Genomic DNA, 25,841 nt, shown 5'->3' with positions numbered 1-25,841 from the left:
AAAAAGGTTCGCATTTTAACGTATTTCTGCTTTTTTTTCTGCACAAATCGGAGTAGAGTAAATCATTTTTTTCATAAAAGTAAAACAATACAGGAAACCTATGGAACGCTTTAGCAAAACCGACAAACTCGCGAATGTCCGCTATGATATTCGCGGTCCTATTCATAAAGAAGCAACTCGCCTTGAAGAAGAAGGACACAAAATTTTAAAACTCAATATTGGAAATCCTGCCCCTTTTGGTTTTGATGCGCCTGCTGAAATTATCGTGGATATTATGCGCAACTTGCCAACCGCACAAGGCTATTGTGATTCAAAAGGGCTATTCCAAGCACGTAAAGCTATTGTGCAATATTACCAGCTAAAAGGGATTCATCAGGTAGATGTTAATGATGTCTATATCGGCAACGGCGTGTCAGAACTGATTACCATGTCAATGCAAGCCTTATTAAACGAAGGCGATGAAATTTTAATCCCTTCACCAGACTATCCGCTTTGGACCGCCGCCGCTACGCTTGCTGGCGGTAAAGCCGTGCACTACCTATGTGACGAAGAAAATGAGTGGTATCCAGATATTAACGATATCCGCGCTAAAATCACGCCTAATACGAAGGCGATTTTGGTCATTAACCCGAATAACCCAACAGGAGCAGTATATAGCCGTGAAATTTTGCTCGAAGTAGCACAAGTTGCACGTGAGCATAACTTGATGCTATTTGCAGACGAAATTTACGAAAAAATTCTTTATGATGGTGCCGTGCATCATCACCTTGCGGCTCTCGCCCCTGATCTTTTAACCGTCACCTATAACGGCTTATCAAAAGCCTATCGTGCGGCGGGTTTCCGTCAAGGTTGGATGGTATTAAGCGGCCCAAAAACACAAGCAAAAGGCTTTGTTGAAGGATTAGATATGCTTGCTTCCATGCGTTTATGTGCTAATACGCCAATGCAACATGCAATTCAAACTGCGCTGGGGGGCTATCAAAGTATTAATGAATTTATCCTACCTGGTGGGCGTTTATTAGAGCAACGCAACCGTGCTTATGAACTACTTACACAAATTCCAGGAATCAGTTGCGTTAAGCCAAAAGGTGCAATGTATATGTTCCCGAAAATTGATACGGAAATGTATGGTATTAAAGATGATGCGCAATTTGTCTATGATTTGCTGCAAAAAGAGAAAGTATTACTCGTACAAGGCAGCGGATTTAATTGGCATAAACCGGATCACTTCCGTGTGGTCACCTTGCCTTATGTCTATCAGCTAGAAGATGCCATTGGGCGTTTGGCAAGATTCTTAAAAACCTATCGCCAATCTTAATCAATTTAAACCCGTCAAATTGGCGGGTTTACTCTTTCCTCTATCACGCAGGTTTTTATGCTCGGTATTTTTTATTCGCTACTTGCTTCAGCTCTTTTTGGTGGACTCTATTATCTCTCAACCTTATTACGTCCACTTGCTGGAGTAGAGGTTTTTGGTTTTAGAATGTTGTTAATGTTCCCGTTTATGTTGATACTACTGTTTGTAGTGCTGCGTAAGCGCGCGGAATTTGTCAATTTTTTGCAAAGAATCCAACGTGAACCTTATTTAATTTTCGTCCTGATGCTCACCGCAACCCTCTGTGGTGTGCAAATGTGGCTTTTTTTATGGGCACCAAACAGTGGCAAAGCCATTGATGTATCTATTGGCTATTTATTAATGCCGATTACAATGGTGATTGTCGGTAAATTTGCTTATAAAGAGCAACTTTCAAAACTCAAAATCTTAGCCATTATCTTAGCTTTTGTTGGTGTAATGAGCAGCGTGGTGGCAAGCGCTTCACTTTCATGGGCAAGCGCCTTAGTTTTCTTGGGCTATCCAGCTTATTTTATGGTGCGCAAAAAATACCAAATTAGCCATATCTATAGCTTTGTCTGTGAAATTGCACTGCTTTTGCCTGTGGCAGTGTGGTTTATTAGCCAAATTGAGCTTGCTCCGATTTTAGAGGTAAATCCTCGTCTCTATTTTTATCTCTTTTTACTCGGCCTATTTAGCGGAGTGGCTTTAATGTCTTATACCCTTGCTAGCACACTTTTACCTTTTAATATGCTTGGGCTGTTGGGTTATGTGGAACCTTGTGTGATGATGCTAGTTTCTTTCTTAATTGGTGAGCGGCTTGATCCTAGCGCTTATACCTTGTTACTCTGTTTAAGTTTTGCCATCAGTTGTTTGATTTTAGACGGCATCGCCTTGATGAGAAGGAAAAAACGTCTGGAGAGAGCAAATGCTTAAAGGGATTCTTGCGGCATTGACGGCCAACATTCTATTTGGTTTAGGCTATTATTTTGCTATTTTACTGCAACCTCTTAGCGACCAACAGATGCTCGGTTTTCGAATTATTATTCTTATGCCAATCATACTATTTGCAATTTTTGCTTTCCGCCAGCAATATGCATTTCGTGAACTTTGGCAAAAAATCTGTCAAAAGCCAGCGCTTGTTATTGTGATGGTATTGCTGACATTGAACACCGGCGTGCAACTTTGGCTCTTCTTATGGGCACCAAATAATGGGCAAGCACTGCAAGTCTCAATTGGCTATTTGCTATTACCCATTGTAGCGGTGCTCTTTGGTAAAATCCTCTTTAAAGAACACTTTTCACCTTTAAAATGGTGGGCGGTGAGTTTTGCCATATTAGGTGTAGGAAGCAATATTTTAATGAGCAGTGCAATTTCGTGGGCAACGTTTGTAGCAGGATTTGGTTACCCCATTTACATTGCTCTACGGCGTTATTTCCAGATTAATCACCTCGCTACTTTTTGGCTAGAACTGGCATTACTGCTACCTTTTGCGCTCTATTTTATCAGCACAACTGAGCTTGAAATCGTGTTAAGGCAAAATACGTATTTTTATCTTTATCTTGCGCTGCTTGGCATTGTCAATGGCGCAGCATTTATTCTGTATATTTCAGCAAGCAACTGGTTGCCGATTAATGTGCTAGGTTTAATTGGTTACGCCGAGCCCTTAGTGATGTTACTGATTTCCTTTGCCATTGGCGAAGTGCTGGAGGCAAAATCCTATTTATTAATGTTTTGTTTACTCTGTGCAATTGCTTTGTTGAGTGTAGATAGCTTTAAGGAAAATCGAGATTAAATAATGACGCCACCAGCAATGAAACTTATCCGTCTTGCTTTAAATGTACCTCTTGCCCGTTTTTTTGATTACCTCTTGCCAGAGGAAATATCTACGGAGATCGGCGCAAGAGCCGTTGTACCTTTTGGACGGCAAACGAAAATAGGTATTGTGGTGGACTTGCCAATCCAAAGTAATATTCCCAGCGATAAATTGAAGCCAATCACCGCGGTATTAGATCAACAATCCTTATTTGACGACGAAATTTGGCAACTTTTAAACTGGGCGGCAAATTATTATCACGCGCCGCTGGGAGAAGTGCTAATGAGTGCTTTGCCTGTTAAATTACGCAATGGTGAAAGTAGCAAACGTACACAGCCAGACTATTTTGTTGTTACCGACATTGGGCGAAACGCATTATTAAGTGGTGAATTAGCAAGAGCCAAAAAACAGCAACTATTACTGGAAACCCTAGCGCAATTTGCTCATTTTTTTGAAAAACCAACCGCTTGCGCTCCATCCGTTTGGAAGGGGTTAATGGAAAAAGGCTATATCAAAAAAATCGAAATCCCTTATCAAGCGGTGAGTTGGCAACAGAAATTAGCGAATCAACCTATTTGCAATCGTCAAAATCGACTGACGTTAAATAAACAACAAAGTTTAGTGGTAGGACGTTTAAATTACCATGAAGGTTTTGGGGCATTTCTACTAAATGGGGTGACAGGCTCAGGCAAGACAGAAGTCTACCTTCAGGTGATTGAAGAGATATTAAACCAGGGCAAACAAGTATTAGTGCTTGTACCTGAAATTGGTCTAACACCACAAACAATTCACCGCTTTAAAGCCCGCTTTAATGTCGAAATTGATGCTTTACATTCTAATCTAAACGACAATCAGCGGTTAAATGCGTGGCTGCGGGCGAAAAATGGAGAAAGTGCGATTGTAATCGGCACGCGTTCCGCTCTATTCACGCAATTTCACAAGCTCGGACTAATTATCATCGATGAAGAGCACGATAGCTCGTTCAAACAGCAAGACGGTTGGCGTTATCACGCACGTGATTTAGCCGTATTGCGAGCAAGAAATGCAAACATTCCGATTATTTTAGGCTCAGCAACGCCAAGTTTAGAAAGCGTGCAAAATGTACAGAATGGTAAATTCATTGAATTACAACTGAGCCAACGCGCAGGTGGTGCAAACAATGTCAAACAGCAGGTCATCGATCTGAAAACACAGCGTATCTATTCTGGGCTTTCTGAACAGCTTTTAGCCAAAATGCAACACCACCTAGAAAAAGGCAACCAAGTGATGTTGTTCTTAAATCGACGAGGCTTTGCTCCTGTGCTACTTTGCCATGAATGCGGTTGGATCTGCCAGTGTGAAGCCTGTGATAAACCCTACACCTACCATCAAAAAAGCCGTATTTTACGTTGCCATCACTGCGCATCTCAACGTGTCATCCCGAGACAATGTGGCCATTGCGGTTCTACCCATTTAATCACAACAGGCATGGGGACTGAACAGCTGGAACACGTGCTTACAGAGCGTTTTCCACAGTTTACGATCTCTCGTATTGACCGAGATAGTACCGCTCGTAAAGGTTCACTAGAACAGCATTTAACGGATATTCAAGCTGGTAAAAGCCAGATTTTGATCGGTACTCAAATGCTGGCTAAAGGGCATCACTTCCCAAATGTAACCTTGGTTGCGATTGTCAATGTGGATAGCAGTCTATTTTCCACCGATTTCCGCGCTGAAGAACGTCTTGCTCAACTCTATTTGCAAGTGGCTGGGCGTGCAGGACGTGCTGAAAAACAAGGGGAAGTGGTGTTACAAACCCATTATCCCGAACACCCTTTGCTCAAAACCCTGTTAAACGAAGGCTACTTGGCATTTTCAAGGGAAGCATTAAAAATGCGGAAAGTGATGAACTTACCACCATTTTCGGCCCAAGTACTTATCCGAGCAACGGGGCGAGATAACGATAAAGTAGCAGAATTTCTACATAATCTGACCGCTTGTTTACAGACGATGATTCAAGATAACCAATGGCAAGGATTTCAAATTTTAGGGGCTTTTTCTGCGCCAATGGCAAAAAAGGCGGGACATTATCGTTGGCAGTCAATTATTCAGCATTCACAGCGAACAATGCTGCAAAAATTGCTTTCACTATTTGATGAGGTTAAAACACAATTCTTACGTAATGATATTCGCTTAACAGTGGATATTGATCCACAAGATGTAACATAATTACAAATAAGAATAATTATTGATAAAAACATAAAAAACACGTAGACTTCACGCGTTTTTGTTCATTAACAAACATTAAAAGGAGACCTCCATGAAAAAATCCCTTTCTACTTTGGCTCTCGCCTGTTCAACCCTCTTCTCTACGAATGCATTTGCTGCAGAAGAGATTAATATCTACTCTTACCGCCAACCTTATCTCATTGAGCCTATGCTCAAAAATTTTGAGAAAGATACCGGTATTAAAGTAAACATTATCTTTGCTGACAAAGGCTTGGTTGAACGTGTGAAAAAAGAAGGTGAGCTTAGCCCTGCTGATGTATTACTCACTGTAGATATTGCACGTGTTATGGAAATTGTAAACGCAGGTTTAGCACAAAAAGCGGAATCACACGTTTTGCAAGAAAATATTCCCGCTCAATATCGTGATTCAAATAACGAATGGTTTGGATTAACGACTCGTGCTAGAGCGATTTACACCTCGAAAGAACGCGTAGGCAAATTGCCAGTAGGCTTTGACTATTTAGACTTAGCCAAACCAGAATATAAAGGCAAAGTATGTGTGCGTTCAGGTAAAAACTCTTACAATGTGTCATTATTTGCCTCAATGATTGCTCACTATGGCGAAGAAAAAACTAAAGCATTCTTACAAGGTTTAAAAGCTAACCTTGCCCAAAAACCACAAGGTGGCGATCGAGATCAAATCAAAGCAATCAAAGAAGGCGTATGTGATTATGCGCTAGGTAACAGCTACTATTACGGTAAATTGTTAGACGACGAAAAACGTCGTGCTTGGGCTGAAGCCGCAGAAATCAACTTCCCGACAGGTCAATTTGGCACACATGTAAATATTAGTGGTGTAGTCATTGCGAAACACGCGCCACATAAAGAAAATGCGATCAAATTGATTGAATATCTCAGTGGCGATAAAGCACAAGCTCTCTATGCAAAACTTAATCACGAATACCCAGTAAAAGTTGGCGTAGAGCCATCAGCAATTGTGAAAGGCTGGGGCTCATTCACTGCAGACACCATCAAATTAGAAGAAATTGCAGCTAATTACGAAAAAGCATTGAAATTAGTTGATGAAGTTAAATTTGATGAGTTTGATGCAAAATAATACCTCATCAGTGCAGTAAACTTAAGTTTGTGCAATTCCAACTCCCCTCTCCCTGCTTTGCCAAAGAGGGGAATTTGATCAAACATTATTAAATAATGAAACTGAGTTACCTTAGCTGGAAAATCATTGCTTTACTGATTACTTTAATTACCCTACTTCCCTTATTAGCGATTGGCTATCATGCCGTTGATGGGCAGTGGCAAAATTTATCACATTTGTGGCAAACAATGCTTGGCACTTATTTGATAAACTCTACACTGCTTGTATTTGGCACGGTGCTTCTTGCACTTTTTTTTGCATTACCAAGCGCTTGGATCGTGGCAAATTACCGCTTTTACGGACAAAAAACCTTACAATGGCTGCTCTGTTTACCTTTAGCAATGCCGGCTTATTTAGTCGCCTATCTTTATACCGACTTATTAGATTATTCAGGCAATTTCCAAATACTATTGCGATCACTATTTGGCTGGAGTACACCGCAAGATTACTGGTTTCCGCAAATTCGCACTCTTTATGGAGCCTGCTTCGTTCTTGCCTTAGTGCTTTATCCTTATATTTTCCTGCTGGTGCGAGTTGCTTTATTAGAACAATCTGAAAACTTAGTCCAAAGTGCCCAAATACTAGGTGCAAAACCTTACCAAATTTTTCAGCGTATCACCCTTCCGCTGATTCACCCTGCGATTGCTATTGGGATTGCCTTAGTCGCCATGGAAACATTGAGTGATTTTGGCACAGTTGCCTATTTTGCTATCCCAACACTCACCACTGCCATTTATGATTCATGGCTTGGCTATCATGATTTAGGTACAGCAAGCCAAATTGCAATTTTTATGTTATTAATGGTGCTAGTTTTTTTACTGTTGGAACAATACAGTCGCCACCGTCAAAAAAGCTATCAACGAGGTTATGAGAAAAAAAACTCTTTCAAAACCCTCACAGGCTGGAAATTGAGGCTGGCGCTGGTATGGTGCTGGGGCTTACTTGCTCTTGCCTTTTTCTTACCGCTTGGCCGGTTACTTTATTGGTCTTATGAATACTTTGAAGAATCCTGGAATTTGGATTTTGTACAATATGCGCTAAATAGTTTGAAAGTCTCTATTCTTGCAGCGATATGTAGCGTATTTGTTGCGATCTTATTGCATCTAGCTCACCGTTTATCTTTTGGTAAATTTTCGTCTAAATTGACCCGCTTGTCGCTTTCACTTTCATCGTTAGGTTATGCGATTCCAGGCACAGTGCTGGCAATTGGCTTACTTTCTCCTTTAACCTTTGCTGATCATCAACTACACGCTTGGCTTAAAGCATTACATTTATCACCTGTTGGTTTGATTTTCTCGGGTTCACTTTTTGCCTTAGTCTTTGCCTATACAATTCGCTTCTCGGCAATGGCGATTGGCAGCCTCGAAACCTCACTCGGTAAAATTTCACCATCATTAGATATGGCAAGCCAAACATTGGGCAAAAGTGGCATTTCAATGTTCCTGAATATACATGTTCCTTTGATTTATAAAGGAATTATTACCGGAGGATTAATGGTTTTTATTGAAGGGATGAAAGAACTAAACGCCTCTTTGCTACTACGTCCATTTAATTTTGACACCCTTGCGACACACGTTTTTGCGTTTACTTCTGATGAGCAATTAGAGCAAGCAGCAATGCCTGCTATCGTGTTAGTTTTAGTCGGATTATTGCCCGTAATTTGGCTCACTAGGGCATTAGTCTCACAATCGGAAAAAGAACGCTAAAAATATAGAGATAACTTATTGCATCATTGATATCATTTTTACGCAACAAGTTGTACACGATGAGGAAAATATGTCTGTATTAACCATTCAAAACCTTAATCTCAGCTTTGGCTCAACGAATGTGCTTAAAGAGTTGTATCTAAACGTGAATGAAAATGAAATCATCTGCCTACTTGGTGCAAGTGGCTGTGGAAAAACAACCTTACTGAAAGCCATTGCAGGCTTGTTGCCGATCGAGCAAGGTGAAATTCAGCTTGCCGGCTGTTGCTTAAAAAGCAAAGCAGTGGAAGATCGTAAAATCGGGCTGATTTTCCAAGATTATGCGCTGTTTCCACATTTAACTGTTGCCGAGAACATTCAATTTGGATTAAGTAAATTACCCCGTTCAGAACAACAACAAATCACCGTGCAAATGCTATCAGTCGTAAAATTACAAGGCTTTGAACAGCGTTTCCCCCACGAATTATCAGGCGGTCAGCAGCAACGTGTTGCAATAGCAAGAGCATTAGCCTGTAACCCCGAATTGTTATTGCTTGATGAGCCTTTCTCTAACATTGATAGCCAAACTCGCTATGCTATGATTCAAGAGATTAAGCAAATTCTCAAAAGCCAAAATGTCCCTGCGATTTTTGTTACCCACAGTAAAGAAGAGGCCTTTGCTTTTGCTGATAAAATTGCGGTAATGGCTCAAGGTAAAATTGTGCAGTTTGGTACGGCAAGCGAGCTTTACCATACTCCTATCAATTCATTTGTGGCGGATTTCCTTGGTGGTACAAACTATTTGGCATGCTTTGTCAGTGATAAGAAAATACTACACAGCCCTATCGGTGAATATCGTCTTTTCCCTGAAATGCAAATTACCAAAGGGCATTATCAATGGTTGCTTCGCCCAGAACAATTGCACCTCAAAAGCAGCGAACAGGGCGTTGGAGAGATCTGCAGTAAATTGTTTTTAGGTTTATATTATCGTTATCAGGTGAAAGTCAATGAAGTAGAATTGACCGTTTATCAAAACCAAGAATTTAATCTCGCACAGCGAGTTGAAATTAGCTTTAAAATCCGAGAATTTATTCTATATTAAAAAGGCAGAGAATCCTCTCTGCCTCTGTGTAGATTAGCCTAAAATCTTGGCGAGCTCTGCGCTCACTTGTTCAACAGGCAGTGTGCCATCTAAGCGATGATAAACAGTATTGCCCGCTTCAGCCTCTGCGCTATAGTAGGCAATTAATGGTTTAGTCTGTTTGTGATAAATTGCCAAACGCTCTAATACTGTTTCTGGTTTGTCGTCTTGGCGAATAATTAAATCTTCGCCCGTCACATCATCTTTACCTTCTACTTTTGGTGGGTTATACACCACGTGGTAAGTACGACCTGATGGCTGATGCACACGACGTCCGCTCATACGTTCCACAATCACCTCATCTGCAACATCAAACTCTAAAACAAAATCAATTTTCACACCAGCTTCTTTTAATGCATCCGCTTGCGGAATAGTGCGAGGGAAGCCGTCTAATAAGAAACCGTTGGCACAATCTGGCTGAGCAATACGATCTTTTACTAATGCAACTGTCAGTTCATCTGGCACCAATTTGCCTTCGTCCATAAGTGCTTTTGCTTGTTTACCTAGTTCTGTGCCTTCTTTAATTGCTGCACGGAACATATCCCCCGTAGAAATTTGTGGAATGCCAAATTTTTGCATCATAAATTGTGCTTGCGTGCCTTTACCTGCACCAGGTGCACCTAACAAAATAATTTTCATAGAACCTCTATAACAGTGAAACAAAGAAATAGGCGGTAACCTTACCGATTACCGCCCCAAATTGCAAATTTTTTCAAGATTTTGACCGCTTGTTATGCGTTTACTCAAATTCTTAGAAAGTGTAGTCCGCTTTTAGACGGAAATCACGACCTGCACCCGCTAAACTACTTGCGCCAGCACGTTGGCTATGGCTCTTATAATTTTTATTGAATGCATTATTCACAGCAAAGTTAAGCGTTAAGTTTTTATTTGCTTCCCAGCTTGCGTAGAAATCATTCACGCCATAACCTGCTTGTTTAACATTGGTGCTAGCTGCATTTGAACCACGGCTAGGTGTGCCTGTTTCACCTTCCACAAAGCGACCTTTCCAACCAATTTCAAGACTTGGTTGTTCAAATTTATAAGAAATTGCAGCAGTCCATGTACGACCGGTTGCCACTGCATATACCGTGCTATCTAAACTTGCACCATTGAAGGTGTAAGTTTCTGGTTTGCTATCTGCCACGCCTAAACGGAATTTGAAACCGCCTTGTTTATAGGCTGCACCTAATTCATAGCCGTGGTTACGTACTAATGCAGAATTCACGATGGTATTATTCAATACAGCGTGAGCATCTTTCACTTTTTGCCAGAAGTAGCTACCATTTAATGAAATTTGGTCATTGTAATCATAGTTGAAACCAATTTCTGTGTTACGCGCTTTTTCTGCTTTTAAGTTATCCGCTACGCTACGCACACCAGAACCACTTAATGCCACTTCATACAAACGAGGACTACGTGTTGCATAGTTTAAATTGGTATTTAAGCTAAATCCTGTTGCCACCTCCCAAATTAAACCTACACTTGGATTAAATTCACCATCACTCGCTTTTTTGCCGTTATTCGCTTTAAAATCGAAATGATCATAGCGTAAACCTGTTGTCATTGTGACAGGCCCGAATCCCCAGATACCTTCTGCATAAACACCGATATCTTCTTTTTCTTGACGATTCGTTACCCCTGTCGCTTCAAGCGCACCAGTTCTACGATTTTTCGCAAAAGCTTCGATCGAATTTGGTTTCCCTTCTTGATGGCGGTAATTTACCCCATATTTCACTAAATGATTGCTACCAATTTCAGAATCAAAGTTAATATTTGCACCTTTAGTCGTCACTTTAGTTTTAGAATGGCTATCTGTTTCTTCACGAGATTTCTCCATCACATAAGCATTTGCCTTTAATTCTGTGATAAAACCTAAGTTTTTGCTAATCCATTCAAGATTCGTGGTATTTTGCGTAGTAATACGATAACGCGGTTGGTTATTTTCATCATTAGCAACCGTAGCCCCATTCTTATCTAATAAGTAATAAGTCGGCTTACCACTGCGACCAACACCTGCTCGTGCACCTAAGGTATAACCTTGTTTTTCTTTCTCTTTTGTTAGCGTTTCAGCAGTTGCCCAATCTTGTGAAAAATCAAACTCTTCACGTAATGCACGTTCACCATGATAACGTTCTTGGCGATGGCTTAACACTAAACGGTTATTTTCATTAATATCAAAACCTAATTTTGCTAATAAACCACGCTGGCCTAACGCACTATTTTTAACTGTATCGCTGCCCTCTTTATTCGTGTAGCCTTTACCGCCTTTATAATTTTCGGCGGTTTCCCAGTTACCACTTAAAAGTGCATCAAATGCTCCAGATTTTCCGTAAACGCTAGCTCCTTGTGAATGACCTTTATTACTGCTTACGCCTGCATTTAATTTAAAGCCAAATTCCTGCCCTTCGCGTAATAAATCTTGTGCATCAACGGTTGTTGCCTCAATTGAGCCACTTGTTGCACCAATACCTGCACTCGCAGAGCCTGCACCTTTACGCACATCAATACGTTTGATTAGGCTCGGATCTAACATAAAACGGCTTTGGTGATGGAAAAGCTGTGTATCGCTATATGTGTTATCAACTTTGATATCAATTTGGTCTTGCCCCATCCCGCGGATAGTCGTCCATTGAGATGTGCCACCTGTACCACCACCAAAGTTGATTGCGGGTTCTGCGCTTAACACGCCTCGCAAATCTTCTTTCGTTCCTTTATTTAAATCTTGCAATGTCACGACATTTGTTCTGCTTTTTGCCCCTGCGTTTTCAGCAACTACAGAAACAACACCAAGATGAGCCACTTCTTCTGCATAGGCAAGAGAAGAAACAGCAACAAAAACAGCCGCAGCCAGTTGTGTTTTAACGAATCGCATAAAAGTTCCTTATGTAAGTGTAAAAATTTGTAACTTTTGGCATTCTAGCAATCATTTAATAAAAATCAATATCACTTGTAAAAAAATTGTAATGTTTTTAATTTCTATTTACAAAAATCAAAATATGCTTAGAATTGAGAAGTTTTTTCATTTAATAAGGACCTTTATTATGTTAAAAAAAACCTTAGTTGCTCTTTCTCTCTCAGTATTCGCACTTTCTGCGTTTGCTAAAGATGTCACGATCCCAACTGCACGTGGTGAAGTCGCGCTTTCTACACCTAGCAAAATCGCCGTTTTTGATACCGGCAGTATTGATACATTACACGCGTTAGGAGTCAAAATGGATGGCGTGGCAGAGGTAAGCAAAGTGTTACCTTATGTCAAACCCTCTATTGAACAAGCTAAAAATGTTGGCACGGTTTTTGAGCCAAATTTAGAGGCATTAAATGAATTAAAACCAGATCTCATTATTGTTGGTACTCGCACTGCAAAAAAATTTGATGATGTCAGCGCCATTGCGAAAACGATTGATATGACCGACAACGGTGATAAGTTAATTGAAAGTGGCTTAACTCGTATCGATAGTTTCGGTAAACTTTTTGATAAAGAGGCTGAAGCTGAAAAATTAAAAGCTGAAATTGAATCCCTGTTTAACGAAACGAAAGCCGCCGTTAAAGATAAGGGCAATGGCCTAATCATCTTAGTAAATGGTGGCAAAATTGCCGCATTCGGTTCAGGCTATCGCTTAAGCTGGATTCATAACGATCTTGGTGTACCAATGGCAGATCCGAACTTAAAAGCACAAGGACATGGTCAGCCAGTAAGCTTTGAATTTATCCAAAAACTTAACCCAGATTGGTTATTTGTACTCGATCGTATTGCGGCTATCGGTCAAGAAGGTCAAACCGCACAACAAGTACTTGATAATGAACTTGTACGCCAAACAAATGCGTGGAAAAATGGTCATGTGATCTACCTAAGCTCTGCCTCTTACCTCGCTCCAGGTGGTGTTGAGCAGATCAAAACCGACTTAACTAACATCAAACAAGCATTTGAGAAAAAATAATCGTCATTAACAAGCGGTTGATTTTGCAGAATTTTTTGCAAAATCAACCGCTTGGTATTTTCTTCCCAACACTAGGGAAATAATAAGCGAAGTAAATAAACGGCATATGCTTGTTCGCTTTAGCAAGCTCTCAGGATGAGAAAAATAATACCATTATGCTTACCTTAAACCGAATAAACCTACTTATTCTGATTATTCTTATCCCATTTAGCCTCACTATTGGTGTGGCGGATTTTCATTGGTCGCAACTGTTCAGCGCCCCAGAACAATTACAACTCCTGCTCATTAGTCGCCTACCACGAACACTTGCTGTCTTGCTAGTTGGCGCAACCTTAGCCGTGGCGGGCATGGTGCTTCAGATTGTGTTGAAAAACCGTTTCATTGAACCCAACATGATTGGAGCCACACAAAGTGCAGGAATAGGAATCTTAGCAGCCAGTCTGCTGTTTCCCACTTCGGCATTAATCATCAAAATGTCGTTGGCGGCGCTGAGTGCCTTAATCGGTATTGGTATTTTTTCTCTGTTGTTACAACGCTTACCACCACAGCAGCAGTTACTTGTCCCATTAGTTGGCATTGTCTTTGGCAATATTATTGAAGCTATTGGAACTTTTATTGCTTATGAAACCGATAGTATGCAAATGATGAGTATCTGGACCTCTGGTGATTTTTCTGGCGTTTTAGCAGGGCGTTATGAGCTATTATGGCTCACGGCCATTTTAGCTTTAGTTGTCTATTTTCTTGCTGATCAACTCAGCATTGCGGGGCTTGGGCAAAATCTTTGCACTAGCTTAGGTATTAATTACCGCCAAATGACTTGGCTTGCACTCATTATTGTCGCGATGATTACTGCCGTTGTTGTCGTTACGGTAGGGCAAATTCCTTTTATCGGCTTAGTTGTGCCGAATATTATTTCACGTTTAGCCGGCGATCGTTTACGCCAAAATCTCCCCTCTGTCGTATTACTAGGCGCAAATTTAGTCCTCTTTTGCGATATTTTAGGACGGGTGATTAACATGCCGTATGAAATCCCAATTTCAACCGTATTCGGTATTCTCGGTACAGTAATTTTCCTATATTTATTGTTTAAGGGGAAACGCCGTGCAAGCTAATATTAAAACTCTTTTTTCATTACTCTGCCTGCTGCTTTTCGCTTCGCTAGCTTTATTTCTCACTTACAATGCGAACGGTAACTGGGATTTCGTGCTACCATTTCGTGGCAAAAAATTAATCATGTTGATTATTATCGGCTATGCTATTGGCGTTTCTACATTACTGTTTCAAACGCTAACACACAATCCGATTTTAACACCAAGTATTTTGGGCTTTGATCATCTCTATCTGCTTACCCAAACCACACTCGTCTTTTTCGTTGGTGGCTTAGGTTTTACTCAACTAGATGCGAACTATAAATTTCTATTTGAGAGTTTAATGATGTTAGGTGGCTCATTATTGCTCTTTAGCTTGTTAAATAAAAATAGCCAAGATATTGCCCGTATGATTTTAGTTGGCGTTATCTTTGGTGTTTTATTCCGCAATTTAAATAACTTACTACAGCGCCTTATCGATCCAAATGAATTTGCCATTGCTCAAGGTTCCTCCTTTGCTGATTTTAATAGTGTTAAACCTGATTTACTTTGGATTGGCTCATCCATTCTATTGCTAACGCTTATCTGGATTTGGCAACAACGGCATAAATTGGATGTTCTACTACTCGGTAAAGAATACGCGATTGGACTCGGCTTAGATTACACTCGTTTTAGTCGCCAATTACTTATTTGCTGCGCAGTATTAGTCTCTATTTCAACCGCGTTAGTCGGCCCAATTTTATTCCTCGGCTTGTTAGTCTGTGCTATCGTAAACGCTATTAGCCCGAAGGTGCAGCATAGTATTCGCATTCCTATGACTATTGCAATTTCAGTGATAACGCTTGTCCTTGGGCAAACTATCTTTGAACAAATGCTTAAAATGCAGGGTGTATTAAGTGTCGTCATTGAATTTCTTGGTGGCTTAGTCTTTATCTATTTAATTTTACGAAAACGGAAGGCATCTCGATGATCAAAATTCAGAATGTCTGCCATAAAATTGGACAGACAACGATTTTAAATAATATTAATTTAAATATCGAAAATGGCGGGATTACCGCATTAATTGGGGCAAATGGTGCAGGAAAATCAACCTTACTTTCCTTAATGGCACGCTTGCAACCCTTGCAACAAGGACAAATCTGGCTTGATGAATTTAATATTAGTCAAACGCCTTCGCGTACTATCGCGAAGAATCTCGCAATTTTGACCCAAGATAACCATATTCATAGCCGCATCACGGTACAAGATTTATTGATGTTTGGACGCTATCCTCACCACCAAGGCAGAATATGTGATGAAGATAAAGCCATAGTAAAACAAGCGTTAGAACGTTTCGAATTAAGTACGTTTGCTGATCGTTTTTTAAGTGAGCTTTCTGGAGGGCAACGCCAACGGGCCCTAATCGCCATGACTTTTTGCCAACAAACTCAGCATATCTTGCTTGATGAGCCGCTCAATAATTTAGATATGTTTCATGCTCGTGAATTAATGCGTTTACTGCGTAAATTAACAGATGAATTGCACCTCACAACTGTGATGGTTGTGCATGATATCAATATGGCAGCTGCCTATGCGGATACTATTGTGGCAATGAAAAATGGTGAGATTATAAAAGTCGGCTGCGCAGGGGAAATTATTACGCCCAAAATGCTGAAAGAGATCTTCAATTTGGAGGCAGAAGTACTAGAGCACCAAGCCACACCGCTTGTAATACATCATATTTAGCCTAAAGGAAAAAATCAACCGCCCTATATTCCTCATATTTATAGGGCTGGCTGCAAACTCATTGAAGCCAGCCCAATGATAAATCAGGCTACTTACTTAGTTAGTAAGCTTCTCATTCCAAGGGGCAACTTTGCATAACATGAGCATTCCTGGAATGCCGACAAAAAAGCAGATCCAGAAAAACATGTAATAGCCGTAGTTTTCCACCAATACACCTGAAAATGCGCCAAAGACTTTACTTGGAATTGCCGCAAGGCTGGTAAAAATAGCAAGCTGTGTTGCCGTGTAAAGCGGGTTTGTTTCCTTTGCCATAAAAGCAACAAATGCTGCTGTTCCTAGACCGACGCCAATATATTCCGCAATAATCACGACACTCAGCATAAAGTGTTCATAGGCGCCGATGGTTTCAAATTTACCGTAGCTTGCCATCCACGCAAAACAGAGAATCGTACCAAGTTGAACCGCACCAAACAGCCAGAGTGAGCGATTTATACCTAATTTAATCATCATTACTCCTCCAATCATACCTGAAATAATTGAAGCCCATAATGAGTTAATTTTTACCACTGTCCCAATATGGGTCATCGTAAATCCCATATCTAAAATGAAAGCGGTCTGTAACGAGGTAGCAAGCGAATCGCCAAATTTATACAGAAAGATAAATAGAATCAGCCCCACGCCACTAGCAATACCTTTACGTTCAAAAAACTCTTTAAACGGTAAAGTAAAAGTGCGATAAAAGGGTTGTGAACGATCAATTTCTGGCACGTTGGGCTCTGTACTTAAAAAGAGCGACATCACCAAGCCCGGTAGCATAAATAAAGCTGTAATCAAAAATACGCTATCCCACGGCAAACTATCGGCAAGAATAAGCGATAATCCCCCTGGCACTAATCCTGCAATACGATAGGCATTCACGTGAATGGAGTTACCTAAGCCAAGTTCCGCATCGCTTAAAATCTCACGGCGATAAGCGTCCACCGCAATATCCTGCACTGCCGAAACAACTGCCACCGCGGTCGCTATTGCGGCAATCATTTTAATATCTAATACTGGATTAAATTGTCCAAGCAGTGCCAGCAAACCTAGTAGCACAATTTGAGTCATAAACATCCAGCTACGACGACGACCTAGAACATTGGGATAATAGCGGTCAAGCAAAGGGGCAACAATAAATTTCCAACCATAAGGAAAACCGACTAAAGTCATAAAGCCGATGGTTTTTAAATCTACCTCACTTGAACGCAACCATGCAGGCACAAGCTGAAATAGTACATAAAGTGGCAAACCAGAAGTGAAGCCCGTAAAAATACAAAGCATCATATTACGGCTAAAAATCTGTTGCCAAAGCGAGGGCTTCACTTGTTCCATAGTCTACCCCTGATAACCATTTGGATTATTTTTTTGCCAGTTCCATGTCTCTTTCATCATTTGCTCTAAACCACGTTCAGTTTTCCAACCGAGCTGTTCCAACGCTTTTTGTGGATTAGAATAGCAAGTAGCAATATCACCTGGACGACGTTCCACTAATTTATACGGCACTTGAATACCATTGGCTTGTTCAAAAGCTTTGACCATATCCAATACGGAATACCCCATCCCAGTGCCAAGATTGTAAACATGAAAACCGGCATCATTTTGATGTTTTTCTAAGGCCTTCAAATGCCCAATGGCTAAATCCACGACGTGAATATAATCACGTACGCCTGTGCCATCATGGGTGTCGTAGTCACTACCAAATACTGATAATTCTGAGCGTTTACCTACTGCTACTTGGCTAATAAACGGCATTAAATTATTTGGAATCCCATTCGGATCTTCACCAATTAAACCGCTCTCGTGTGCGCCAACTGGATTAAAATAACGCAGTATCACTGCACTAAATTGCGGAAAAGCTTTGGTGGTATCTTCTAAAATGCGTTCCACCATATATTTTGATGTGCCGTAAGGGTTGGTTGTGCCACCCACTGGGCAATTTTCGGTGATTGGAATCTCTTGCGGATCGCCATATACGGTTGCTGACGAACTAAATACAATGGTATTCACCCCTGCATTTAACATCTCTTCAACCAGCGTAATAGAGCCTGTCACATTATTTTGATAATACCAAAGCGGTTTTGCGACACTTTCACCCACCGCTTTTAAACCCGCAAAATGAATAACCGATTCAATCGGATTTTCCGCAAAAATTTGACGCAAAATTTCACGATCTAAAATATCGCCTTGATAAAATTTCACACTTTTACCTGTGATTTGTTTAACACGATTAAGTGATTCTTTTGAAGAATTACACAGATTATCCAACACCACAATCTCACGGTTCTGTTTTAATAATTCTACAACGGTATGTGAGCCGATATAACCTGCCCCACCTGTCACTAATACTGCCATTTGATTTTCCTCTCAGTTAAAAGATAGCTATAGTTTACCCTGTTCTTGGTAAAAAATCCGCAGAAATTGACCGCTTGTTTATAAACCAAGTTGCTTAAATAATTGTGATTTTTCCCTCTCAGTTAGTATCCGATACTGTCCCGCATCCAAATTTCCCAGTTTAAATTTACCGATACCAACTCGGATTAAACGCAGTGTCGGAAAACCAATATGTGCAGTCATTCGCCGCACTTGGCGATTTTTACCTTCACTTATTTTCAGCTCGAGCCAGCTAGTAGGAATCGTTTTACGTTCTCGAATTTTTGGTGCACTTGCCCAACTAAATGCCGGAGCCTCAATTTGACGCACTTTAGCCGGCTTAGTCAGCCCATCTTTTAGTTCAACCCCTCTACGTAATTTATCTAGATCGACTTCTGTAGGAATTCCTTCCACCTGTACCCAGTAAGTTTTTTCTTTCTCAAATTTAGGGTTGGCTAGGCGATGCTGAATTTCACCGTTATTGGTTAAAAGCAATAACCCTTCACTATCTCGATCTAATCGCCCAACGGGGTAGATATGAGGAATACTGATAAACGCTTTTAACGTTTGACGATTTTGATCATCACTGAACTGCGTAAGCACATCGTAAGGTTTATTGAATAGAACAAGAATGGTTTGCTCGAAAGAAAGTTTAGGCTTTTTCGGACGAGAATATGTTAGTTTAGGGCGAAATGAGAATGTCATTTTAAAAATAGAATAGAAAAAAACGATAGGGCGTACGACATACGCCCTCAGATGCAAGCATTGCGTTCTGCACTGGAGTCAACACTTATAACTTCACGGGTTCAATAATTTCACTGGGATAACAGCCTAGCACTTTTAAGAAACTGGTGACCTGTTCCAGTTCTTGTAACGCTTTTTGGGTATTTTCAGCATGAATATTTGCTTCTAATTCGACATAGAACATCTCTTCCCAAGGTTTGTTATAAATCGGACGAGACTCCAGTTTTACCATGCGAATATCATGTTGTTTAAATACCAATAGCGCATCAACTAATGCCCCTGCCTGTTGGGTTGTTGTCATCATTAAAAGCGTTTTCGTTTGCACTTGTGGTGAAACTTTTACCGGCTCTCGAGCCACAACAATAAAACGAGTGATATTATTTTTTTGGTTGGCAATCGCTGTTTCGATCATCTCTAAGCCGTAGAGCTTACCACCATCTTCATTACCAATCGCCGCGCAATTCGGTTTATTTAAACGTGCCACCATCTGCAAAGCGTGGGAACTACTTTCACAGTATTTGATATGGACTTTATCCAAACCTTGCAAGAATTGACTACATTGCTGTGCAGGCTGTGGATGCGTATAAATCGTATCAATTTGACTTAATTCGACTGGTTCTGCTGCCAGTAAGCAGTGTTTAATCGGGTACGCTAATTCGCCGACAATAGCAAGTTCGGTATGTTGTAACAAATCATATACTTCATTAATTGAACCTGACGTTGTATTTTCCAATGGCAACACACCATAATCGGCTTCACCACGCATGACTTTTTCAAATACCGCATCAAAAGAATCACAATTTAACTCAATCAACGGATTTGGATAATGTTTGGCAAATTGACGAGAAGCAAGATGAGAGTAAGAACCACGCACGCCTAAAAAAGCCACCGCAATGCTCTGTTCTCTTTGAGCATTCAGTTTATCTTGCAGGTAATTTTGCTGAGTACGCACAGAATCTTCAATGATACGTTGGAAAATTTGCGTAATGTAATCGGCATCTAACTGATAATTTTCAGACTCGGCAAAACTCACTAACTCTTGTAATAACTGTTTTTCACGTTCTACATCACGTAATGGCTTTTGGGTAATTTCTTTACTACGTACAACATCAAATGCGAGACGATGACGCTCTGAAAGGAGTTTTAATAAATGACGATCTACATCTGTGATACGCTGGCGAATTTCGGATAAATCAAGAGACATTTTTTTTCCTATAACAAGCGGTCAAAAATTTTATCTTTTTTGCAAAAAAATTTGACCAATCTAACCGCTTGCCTCATTTATAACATTATTTGGATGAGAGCATAATATGCTCCGAGTAGAATAATTAGAACGTCTTTTTACACTCTTGGCAAGCCTTATTCTTTTCGGGATGTAAAGTGCAGTGCTTGTTGTGATAAAAGCAGCGCTATAATGCGTTTATCTTCGGCAGAAAGTTCCTCAATAGAGGATAATGCCACCAGCAATTCTGTTGCTTGGCGACGTTTTATCTCAAATTCTTGCACATCGTGCTGATAAATATGCGGCAATGATTCTAATAAATACAGCCAAGCACGGCGACAAACTAGCGATTTAGTAGCCTGTTTATCAACTAAATCTCTTAGTGCAAAAATTTCTAATGCAATACGATAATAGTGCTGATAACGCACAATTTTAGCTGTTGATTTAGTAATACTACTTTCGCGTTGAAAATAAAAGTAAAAAGGGAGATCGAAGTATCTGATACGTTGGGCAAGTAACATCGTATGAATATGAAATACTTCATCTTCAAAGAGTAGCCCAGGAATAAATGAGATAGCATTATCAATAAGAAAAGCGCGCCGGAAGACTTTTATCCATACCTCGACGCGTAAAAAATCGAATGCCTCAATCCCCGCAACGACATTACGCTGAAAAAAAGCCTCATGCATTGTGCCTTGGCCCTGTTGTTCACCCGTACCAAAGTAGGTAAATTTGCCAATAGCAATATCTAAGCTATCCGCTACAGCTTGCCGAATAAACATCGAAAAATTAACAGGATCAACAAAGTCATCACTATCAATGAATGCAACATACTGCCCCTTAGCTAGCGATAAACCAAGATTTCTTGCCTGTGATAACCCTTGGTTTGTTTGAGAAACAATGCGCACCATTTTATCTGAAAAACGTTGTTGAAAGGCCTCCGCCACAGCTAAGCTGCTATCAGTTGAGCCATCGTTGACAATAATTATTTCATATTCAAGATTGAGTCCACTCAAGGAAAGTAGGCAGCGGTTAAGATAACACTCTACATTGTAAACAGGTACAATCAGGCTAATGATAGGTTGATGCATATTAAGTCTTTAAGATAAAAATCAGCCCTTAAAACTAAGGGCTGAAAAAGTTAAAGTTTGGATTATTTTAATACTTTCTGTAGTGCTTCGCTAATATCTGCTAGGCTTCTCACCGTGGTTACACCGGCAGCTTCAAGCGCAGCAAATTTTTCCGCTGCCGTGCCTTTTCCACCACTGATAATCGCTCCTGCATGCCCCATTCGCTTACCTTTTGGGGCAGTGACACCTGCAATATAACTCACGACGGGTTTAGTTACATTAGCTTTAATAAAAGCAGCTGCTTCTTCTTCGGCAGAACCACCAATTTCACCAATCATCACTATTGCTTCGGTTTCAGGATCATCTTGGAATAATTTCAGGATATCAATAAAGCTAGATCCCGGAATAGGATCTCCACCAATACCCACACAGGTTGATTGTCCAAAGCCATAATCCGTCGTCTGTTTTACCGCTTCATAGGTTAATGTCCCCGAACGCGACACAATACCTATTTTACCTTTTTTATGAATATGTCCAGGCATAATACCGATTTTGCACTCATCTGGTGTAATAATCCCTGGGCAATTTGGCCCAATCATACGCACACCAGTTTGATTCAAGCGTTGTTTTACTTCCAGCATATCAAGCGTAGGAATGCCTTCTGTAATACAGACGACTAATTGGATTCCAGCATCAATAGCTTCTAAGATAGCATCTTTACATCCAGCGGCAGGAACATAAATCACTGTTGCAGTTGCGCCAGTAGCTTCAACGGCTTCTTTTACGGTGTTAAATACAGGAAGTCCTAAATGTGTTGTTCCGCCTTTATTCGGTGAAATACCACCAACTAACTGCGTGCCATAAGCGAGAGCTTGTTCCGAATGGAAAGTCCCTTGCCCGCCAGTGAAACCTTGGCAAATCACTTTGGTATCTTTATTAATTAAAATTGACATTTTATTTGCCCTCCGCTGCTTTTACTGCGAATACGGCTGCATCCGTTAAACTTTCCGCTGCGATAATATTTAAACCACTTTGGGCTAAAATTTCTCGTCCAAGTGGTGCATTATTACCTTCTAAGCGTACAATGACCGGCACCTCCACTCCTACTTCATTTACCGCAGCTATCACGCCTTCGGCAATTAAATCGCAGCGCACAATACCACCAAAAATATTCACTAAAATCGCTTTGACTGCTTTATCGGAAAGAATAATCTTAAAGGCCTCAGCAACACGCTCTTTAGTTGCGCCTCCCCCTACATCAAGGAAGTTAGCAGGCTGCCCTCCATGCAATTTAACAATATCCATTGTTCCCATTGCTAGCCCTGCGCCATTGACCATACAACCAATATTTCCTTCCAATGCAACATAATTCAGCTGAAAACTCTCTGCAAGCGCTTCGCGAGCATCAGTTTGGCTTGGATCATTCATTGCCGCTAATTCTGGCTGACGATACAATGCATTACCATCAACAATCATTTTGGCATCTAAGCAAAGCAAATTACCAGCTTTAGTCACCACAAGTGGATTAATCTCTAAAAGTGCAAGATCTTTTTCTACAAATAGCTTACCAAGCTGTGTGAAAAGATGAACAAACTGTTTAATTTGATCACCACTTAATCCAAGCTTAAAAGCAAGCTCTCTACCTTGGTAAGGCATTGCACCGACTAATGGATCTAGGGTTGCTTTAAAAATCAGTTCTGGCGTTTTAGCTGCAACATCCTCAATATTCATACCACCGGCACTTGATGCCATAAATACAATTTTCTGCGATGAACGATCAATCACCGCGCTCAAATACAGCTCTCGTTCAATATCACTTGGCTCTTCTACATAAATCGCACTAACAGGCTGACCTTCTGCGGTAGTCTGAAATGTCACCAAATGTTTCCCCAGCCACTGCTCGGCAAAAGCTTGAGCTTCTGTTACGCTGTTTACCAGCTTAACTCCCCCTGCTTTTCCACGTCCACCCGCATGAACTTGGCATTTGACTACCCATGCTTCACCGCCTAAGGTTTCAATTGCTTTTTCGATTTCATCGGCAGAAAAGCAAGCAATTCCCTTACTCACAGGGAGTTGATATTGCGCAAAGACTTGCTTTGCTTGATACTCATGTAGATTCATACAATCCCCTTGGTTGCTGTATCAAAAAACGTTGGCATTATAATCCGATTTGTTAATCAGATGTTAAATCAATTTTCAGAAGTTTTAAGCAGATCACAAAAAATAAAAAAATCTTCCTAAAGATATTAGGAAGATTTTATTTTAAATTTACGCAATACCTTTATGTCTTAACAATGCATCTAAGGTCGGTTTACGTCCACGGAAGCGTTCAAACAAGACCATAGGTTCTTCTGAACCACCACGAGTTAAAATGTTATCAAGGAAAGATTGCCCCACTTCACGGTTAAAGATCCCTTCTTCTTCAAAACGAGAGTAAGCGTCAGCGGAAAGTACCTCAGCCCATAAATAGCTATAATAGCCTGCTGCATAGCCCCCAGCGAAAATATGGCTGAAACTGTGTGGGGTGCGAACCCATTCTGGCGTAGGGAAAACCGCCACTTCATCACGCACCTTGTTTAAGGTTGCAAGTACAATGCCCTCACTTGGTTTTGCCATATGTAGGCGGAAATCAAACAAGCCGAATTGTAGCTGACGAAGGACAAACATTGCCGCTTGGAAGTTTTTCGCTTTTAGTAATTGGGTGAGCTTTTCTTTTGGCAAAGGTTCGCCCGTTTCATAATGCCCTGAAATAAAGGCTAATGCGTCTTCTTCCCAGCACCAGTTTTCTAAGAATTGGCTTGGTAATTCCACTGCGTCCCAAGGCACACCGTTAATGCCGGCAACATCGCCCACATCAATTTCAGTAAGCATATGGTGAATGCCGTGTCCAAATTCGTGGAAAAGGGTCGTTACTTCATCGTGGGTAAATAACGCAGGTTTGTCGCCAATCGGTTTATTAAAGTTGCAGGTTAAATACGCCACGGGTTTTTGCAATGAACCATCAGCAAGGCGTTTTTGGTTGATACAATCGTCCATCCACGCACCGCCACGCTTATGCTCACGAGCGTATAAATCTAAATAGAATGAACCACGCAAGCGGTCGGTTTCGTCAAAAATATGGAAAAAACGCACATCAGGGTGATAAACGTCCACATCAAATTGCTCTTCCACACGCATACCGAAAATGCGGTTAATCAGCTCAAATAAACCGCTTAACACACGATTTTCAGGGAAATAAGGGCGAAGCTCTTCATCATTGATCGCATATAACGCTTGTTTTTGTTTTTCGCTATAAAACGCAATGTCCCAAGGGGCTAGCTCAGTCACACCAAATTCTTTTTCGGCAAAAGCTTTGAGTTCAGCAAACTCTTTTTCACCTTGTGCTTTTGAACGTTTTGCCAAATCTTCTAAGAACTCTACCACTTGTTGTGGATTTTCCGCCATTTTAGTGGCAAGGGAATAATCTGCATAAGTTTCAAAGCCAAGTAAATTTGCTAATTCTAAACGCAGTTTAATTTTTTCATCAATGTTCGCTGAGTTATCCCATTTACCCGCATTTTCTCCCTGATCGGACGCTCGAGTATTAAATGCCGCATACATTTTCTCACGCAGTTCACGGTTCTCGCAGTAGGTCATTACTGGCAGATAACTTGGAAATTCAAGGGTAAAACGATAGCCTGATTTTTCTTTGCTTTCAGCACTCGCTTTTGCTGCTTCTAAGGCGGATTCTGGCAAGCCTTTTAATTCATCCGCATTTTCTACAATGATTTCCCAGCCCATTGTGGCATCAAGTACATTATTAGAAAATTGCGAGCTTAATTCAGATAAGCGAGCGACAATTTCGCCATAGCGTTGTTGTTTCTCTGCGGGCAAGCCAATGCCTGAAAGCTCAAAATCACGCAAGCTATTTTCTACCGCTTTTTTCTGAGCGATTGAATAAGTTTCAAACTCGGGGCTGTTTTTGAGTTTTAACCAACCTTGATATAAACCTTGATGTTGCCCTGCCCAAGTGCCAAATTCAGAGAGCAACGGTAAACACGCTTGATAAGCTTCACGTAACTCCGGGGAATTTTTCACCGAGTTCAAATGCCCTACAGGCGACCACGCACGGGAGAGTTTATCCCCTGCCATTACTTGCGGCAGATAAAAATTCTCCCAAGTTGGGTTTTCAATTTGGGCAACTTGCTCAATGATTTCACGATTTTCTTGAATTAACTGCTCAACGGCAGGTTGAATATGCTCTGGCTTAATTTCAGAGAATTTGGGTAAGCCAGTTACGTGTAAAAGTGGATTAGTCATTGTTATT

At 40.8% G+C, this 25,841-nt stretch carries 21 protein-coding genes; 11 read left to right on the top strand and 10 right to left on the bottom strand.

The window, feature by feature from the left end; genetic code table 11:
- Positions 1-100 precede the first annotated feature (100 nt).
- The 7 genes from EDC51_RS08265 (at position 101) to EDC51_RS08235 (ending at position 9,300) form a co-directional block, all read left to right on the top strand.
- Positions 101-1,318, top strand: a complete 1,218-nt coding sequence (locus tag EDC51_RS08265; RefSeq protein ID WP_015432045.1) for a pyridoxal phosphate-dependent aminotransferase — start codon at positions 101-103, stop codon at positions 1,316-1,318.
- Positions 1,319-1,375: 57 nt separating this feature from the next.
- On the top strand, positions 1,376-2,269 hold the full coding sequence (gene rarD, locus EDC51_RS08260; protein WP_015432044.1) for an EamA family transporter RarD: 894 nt from the start codon (positions 1,376-1,378) through the stop codon (positions 2,267-2,269).
- Positions 2,262-3,128, top strand: coding sequence for an EamA family transporter RarD (gene rarD, locus EDC51_RS08255; protein WP_015432043.1), 867 nt, complete (start codon positions 2,262-2,264; stop codon positions 3,126-3,128). Before rarD (EDC51_RS08260) ends, rarD (EDC51_RS08255) begins: the two co-directional genes overlap by 8 nt.
- An 18-nt stretch (positions 3,129-3,146) precedes the next feature.
- Positions 3,147-5,357, top strand: a complete 2,211-nt coding sequence (gene priA / locus EDC51_RS08250) for a primosomal protein N' (protein WP_131928664.1) — start codon at positions 3,147-3,149, stop codon at positions 5,355-5,357.
- Positions 5,358-5,448: 91 nt separating this feature from the next.
- Positions 5,449-6,474, top strand: coding sequence for a Fe(3+) ABC transporter substrate-binding protein (locus EDC51_RS08245; RefSeq protein WP_015432041.1), 1,026 nt, complete (start codon positions 5,449-5,451; stop codon positions 6,472-6,474).
- A 95-nt stretch (positions 6,475-6,569) separates the two neighbouring features.
- A complete protein-coding gene (locus tag EDC51_RS08240) occupies positions 6,570-8,219 on the top strand; it encodes an ABC transporter permease (protein ID WP_131928663.1) in 1,650 nt (549 codons plus the stop codon).
- 70 nt (positions 8,220-8,289) lie between these two features.
- Positions 8,290-9,300, top strand: a complete 1,011-nt coding sequence (locus tag EDC51_RS08235; RefSeq protein WP_015432039.1) for an ABC transporter ATP-binding protein — start codon at positions 8,290-8,292, stop codon at positions 9,298-9,300.
- A gap of 33 nt (positions 9,301-9,333) precedes the next feature.
- Here the strand turns inward: EDC51_RS08235 and adk are convergent, their stop codons facing one another.
- Positions 9,334-9,978: an adenylate kinase gene (adk, locus tag EDC51_RS08230; protein WP_131928662.1), complete on the bottom strand. Its 645-nt coding sequence runs from the start codon at positions 9,976-9,978 to the stop codon at positions 9,334-9,336.
- A 112-nt stretch (positions 9,979-10,090) separates the two neighbouring features.
- Positions 10,091-12,211, bottom strand: a complete 2,121-nt coding sequence (locus EDC51_RS08225; RefSeq protein ID WP_064318201.1) for a TonB-dependent receptor domain-containing protein — start codon at positions 12,209-12,211, stop codon at positions 10,091-10,093.
- Positions 12,212-12,380: 169 nt separating this feature from the next.
- Here EDC51_RS08225 and EDC51_RS08220 point away from each other — a divergent pair, with 169 nt between their 5' ends.
- The 4 genes from EDC51_RS08220 to EDC51_RS08205 all read left to right on the top strand — a co-directional run bounded on the left by EDC51_RS08220 (position 12,381) and on the right by EDC51_RS08205 (position 16,090).
- Positions 12,381-13,277, top strand: coding sequence for a siderophore ABC transporter substrate-binding protein (locus EDC51_RS08220; protein ID WP_131928661.1), 897 nt, complete (start codon positions 12,381-12,383; stop codon positions 13,275-13,277).
- A 155-nt stretch (positions 13,278-13,432) separates the two neighbouring features.
- On the top strand, positions 13,433-14,389 hold the full coding sequence (locus EDC51_RS08215) for an ABC transporter permease (protein WP_131928660.1): 957 nt from the start codon (positions 13,433-13,435) through the stop codon (positions 14,387-14,389).
- The gene (locus EDC51_RS08210) at positions 14,379-15,335 is read left to right on the top strand and encodes an iron chelate uptake ABC transporter family permease subunit (RefSeq protein WP_015432034.1); all 957 of its coding nucleotides are present in this window, start codon (positions 14,379-14,381) and stop codon (positions 15,333-15,335) included. The genes EDC51_RS08215 and EDC51_RS08210 overlap by 11 nt, the downstream gene beginning before the upstream one ends.
- A complete protein-coding gene (locus EDC51_RS08205) occupies positions 15,332-16,090 on the top strand; it encodes an iron ABC transporter ATP-binding protein (protein ID WP_015432033.1) in 759 nt (252 codons plus the stop codon). Before EDC51_RS08210 ends, EDC51_RS08205 begins: the two co-directional genes overlap by 4 nt.
- A 96-nt stretch (positions 16,091-16,186) precedes the next feature.
- Here the strand turns inward: EDC51_RS08205 and EDC51_RS08200 are convergent, their stop codons facing one another.
- From EDC51_RS08200 to prlC, 8 genes are all read right to left on the bottom strand, one after another.
- On the bottom strand, positions 16,187-17,461 hold the full coding sequence (locus EDC51_RS08200; RefSeq protein WP_015432032.1) for an AmpG family muropeptide MFS transporter: 1,275 nt from the start codon (positions 17,459-17,461) through the stop codon (positions 16,187-16,189).
- A 3-nt stretch (positions 17,462-17,464) separates the two neighbouring features.
- Positions 17,465-18,481, bottom strand: a complete 1,017-nt coding sequence (gene galE, locus EDC51_RS08195; RefSeq protein WP_125134987.1) for a UDP-glucose 4-epimerase GalE — start codon at positions 18,479-18,481, stop codon at positions 17,465-17,467.
- 78 nt (positions 18,482-18,559) lie between these two features.
- On the bottom strand, positions 18,560-19,204 hold the full coding sequence (locus EDC51_RS08190) for a pseudouridine synthase (protein WP_015432030.1): 645 nt from the start codon (positions 19,202-19,204) through the stop codon (positions 18,560-18,562).
- An 85-nt stretch (positions 19,205-19,289) separates the two neighbouring features.
- On the bottom strand, positions 19,290-20,447 hold the full coding sequence (gene pheA, locus EDC51_RS08185) for a prephenate dehydratase (RefSeq protein ID WP_015432029.1): 1,158 nt from the start codon (positions 20,445-20,447) through the stop codon (positions 19,290-19,292).
- 155 nt (positions 20,448-20,602) lie between these two features.
- Positions 20,603-21,556, bottom strand: coding sequence for a glycosyltransferase (locus EDC51_RS08180; protein WP_131928659.1), 954 nt, complete (start codon positions 21,554-21,556; stop codon positions 20,603-20,605).
- Between the two features lie 62 nt (positions 21,557-21,618).
- Positions 21,619-22,488, bottom strand: coding sequence for a succinate--CoA ligase subunit alpha (gene sucD, locus EDC51_RS08175; RefSeq protein ID WP_131928658.1), 870 nt, complete (start codon positions 22,486-22,488; stop codon positions 21,619-21,621).
- A gap of 1 nt (position 22,489) precedes the next feature.
- A complete protein-coding gene (gene sucC / locus EDC51_RS08170; protein ID WP_064318209.1) occupies positions 22,490-23,656 on the bottom strand; it encodes an ADP-forming succinate--CoA ligase subunit beta in 1,167 nt (388 codons plus the stop codon).
- Positions 23,657-23,803: 147 nt separating this feature from the next.
- A complete protein-coding gene (gene prlC / locus EDC51_RS08165; RefSeq protein ID WP_131928657.1) occupies positions 23,804-25,834 on the bottom strand; it encodes an oligopeptidase A in 2,031 nt (676 codons plus the stop codon).
- Positions 25,835-25,841 lie beyond the last annotated feature (7 nt).

The sequence above is a fragment of the Bibersteinia trehalosi genome (assembly GCF_004346205.1).
In the GTDB taxonomy this organism is placed as follows: domain Bacteria; phylum Pseudomonadota; class Gammaproteobacteria; order Enterobacterales; family Pasteurellaceae; genus Bibersteinia; species Bibersteinia trehalosi.
This window is presented reverse-complemented; position numbering and strand designations above follow the sequence as displayed.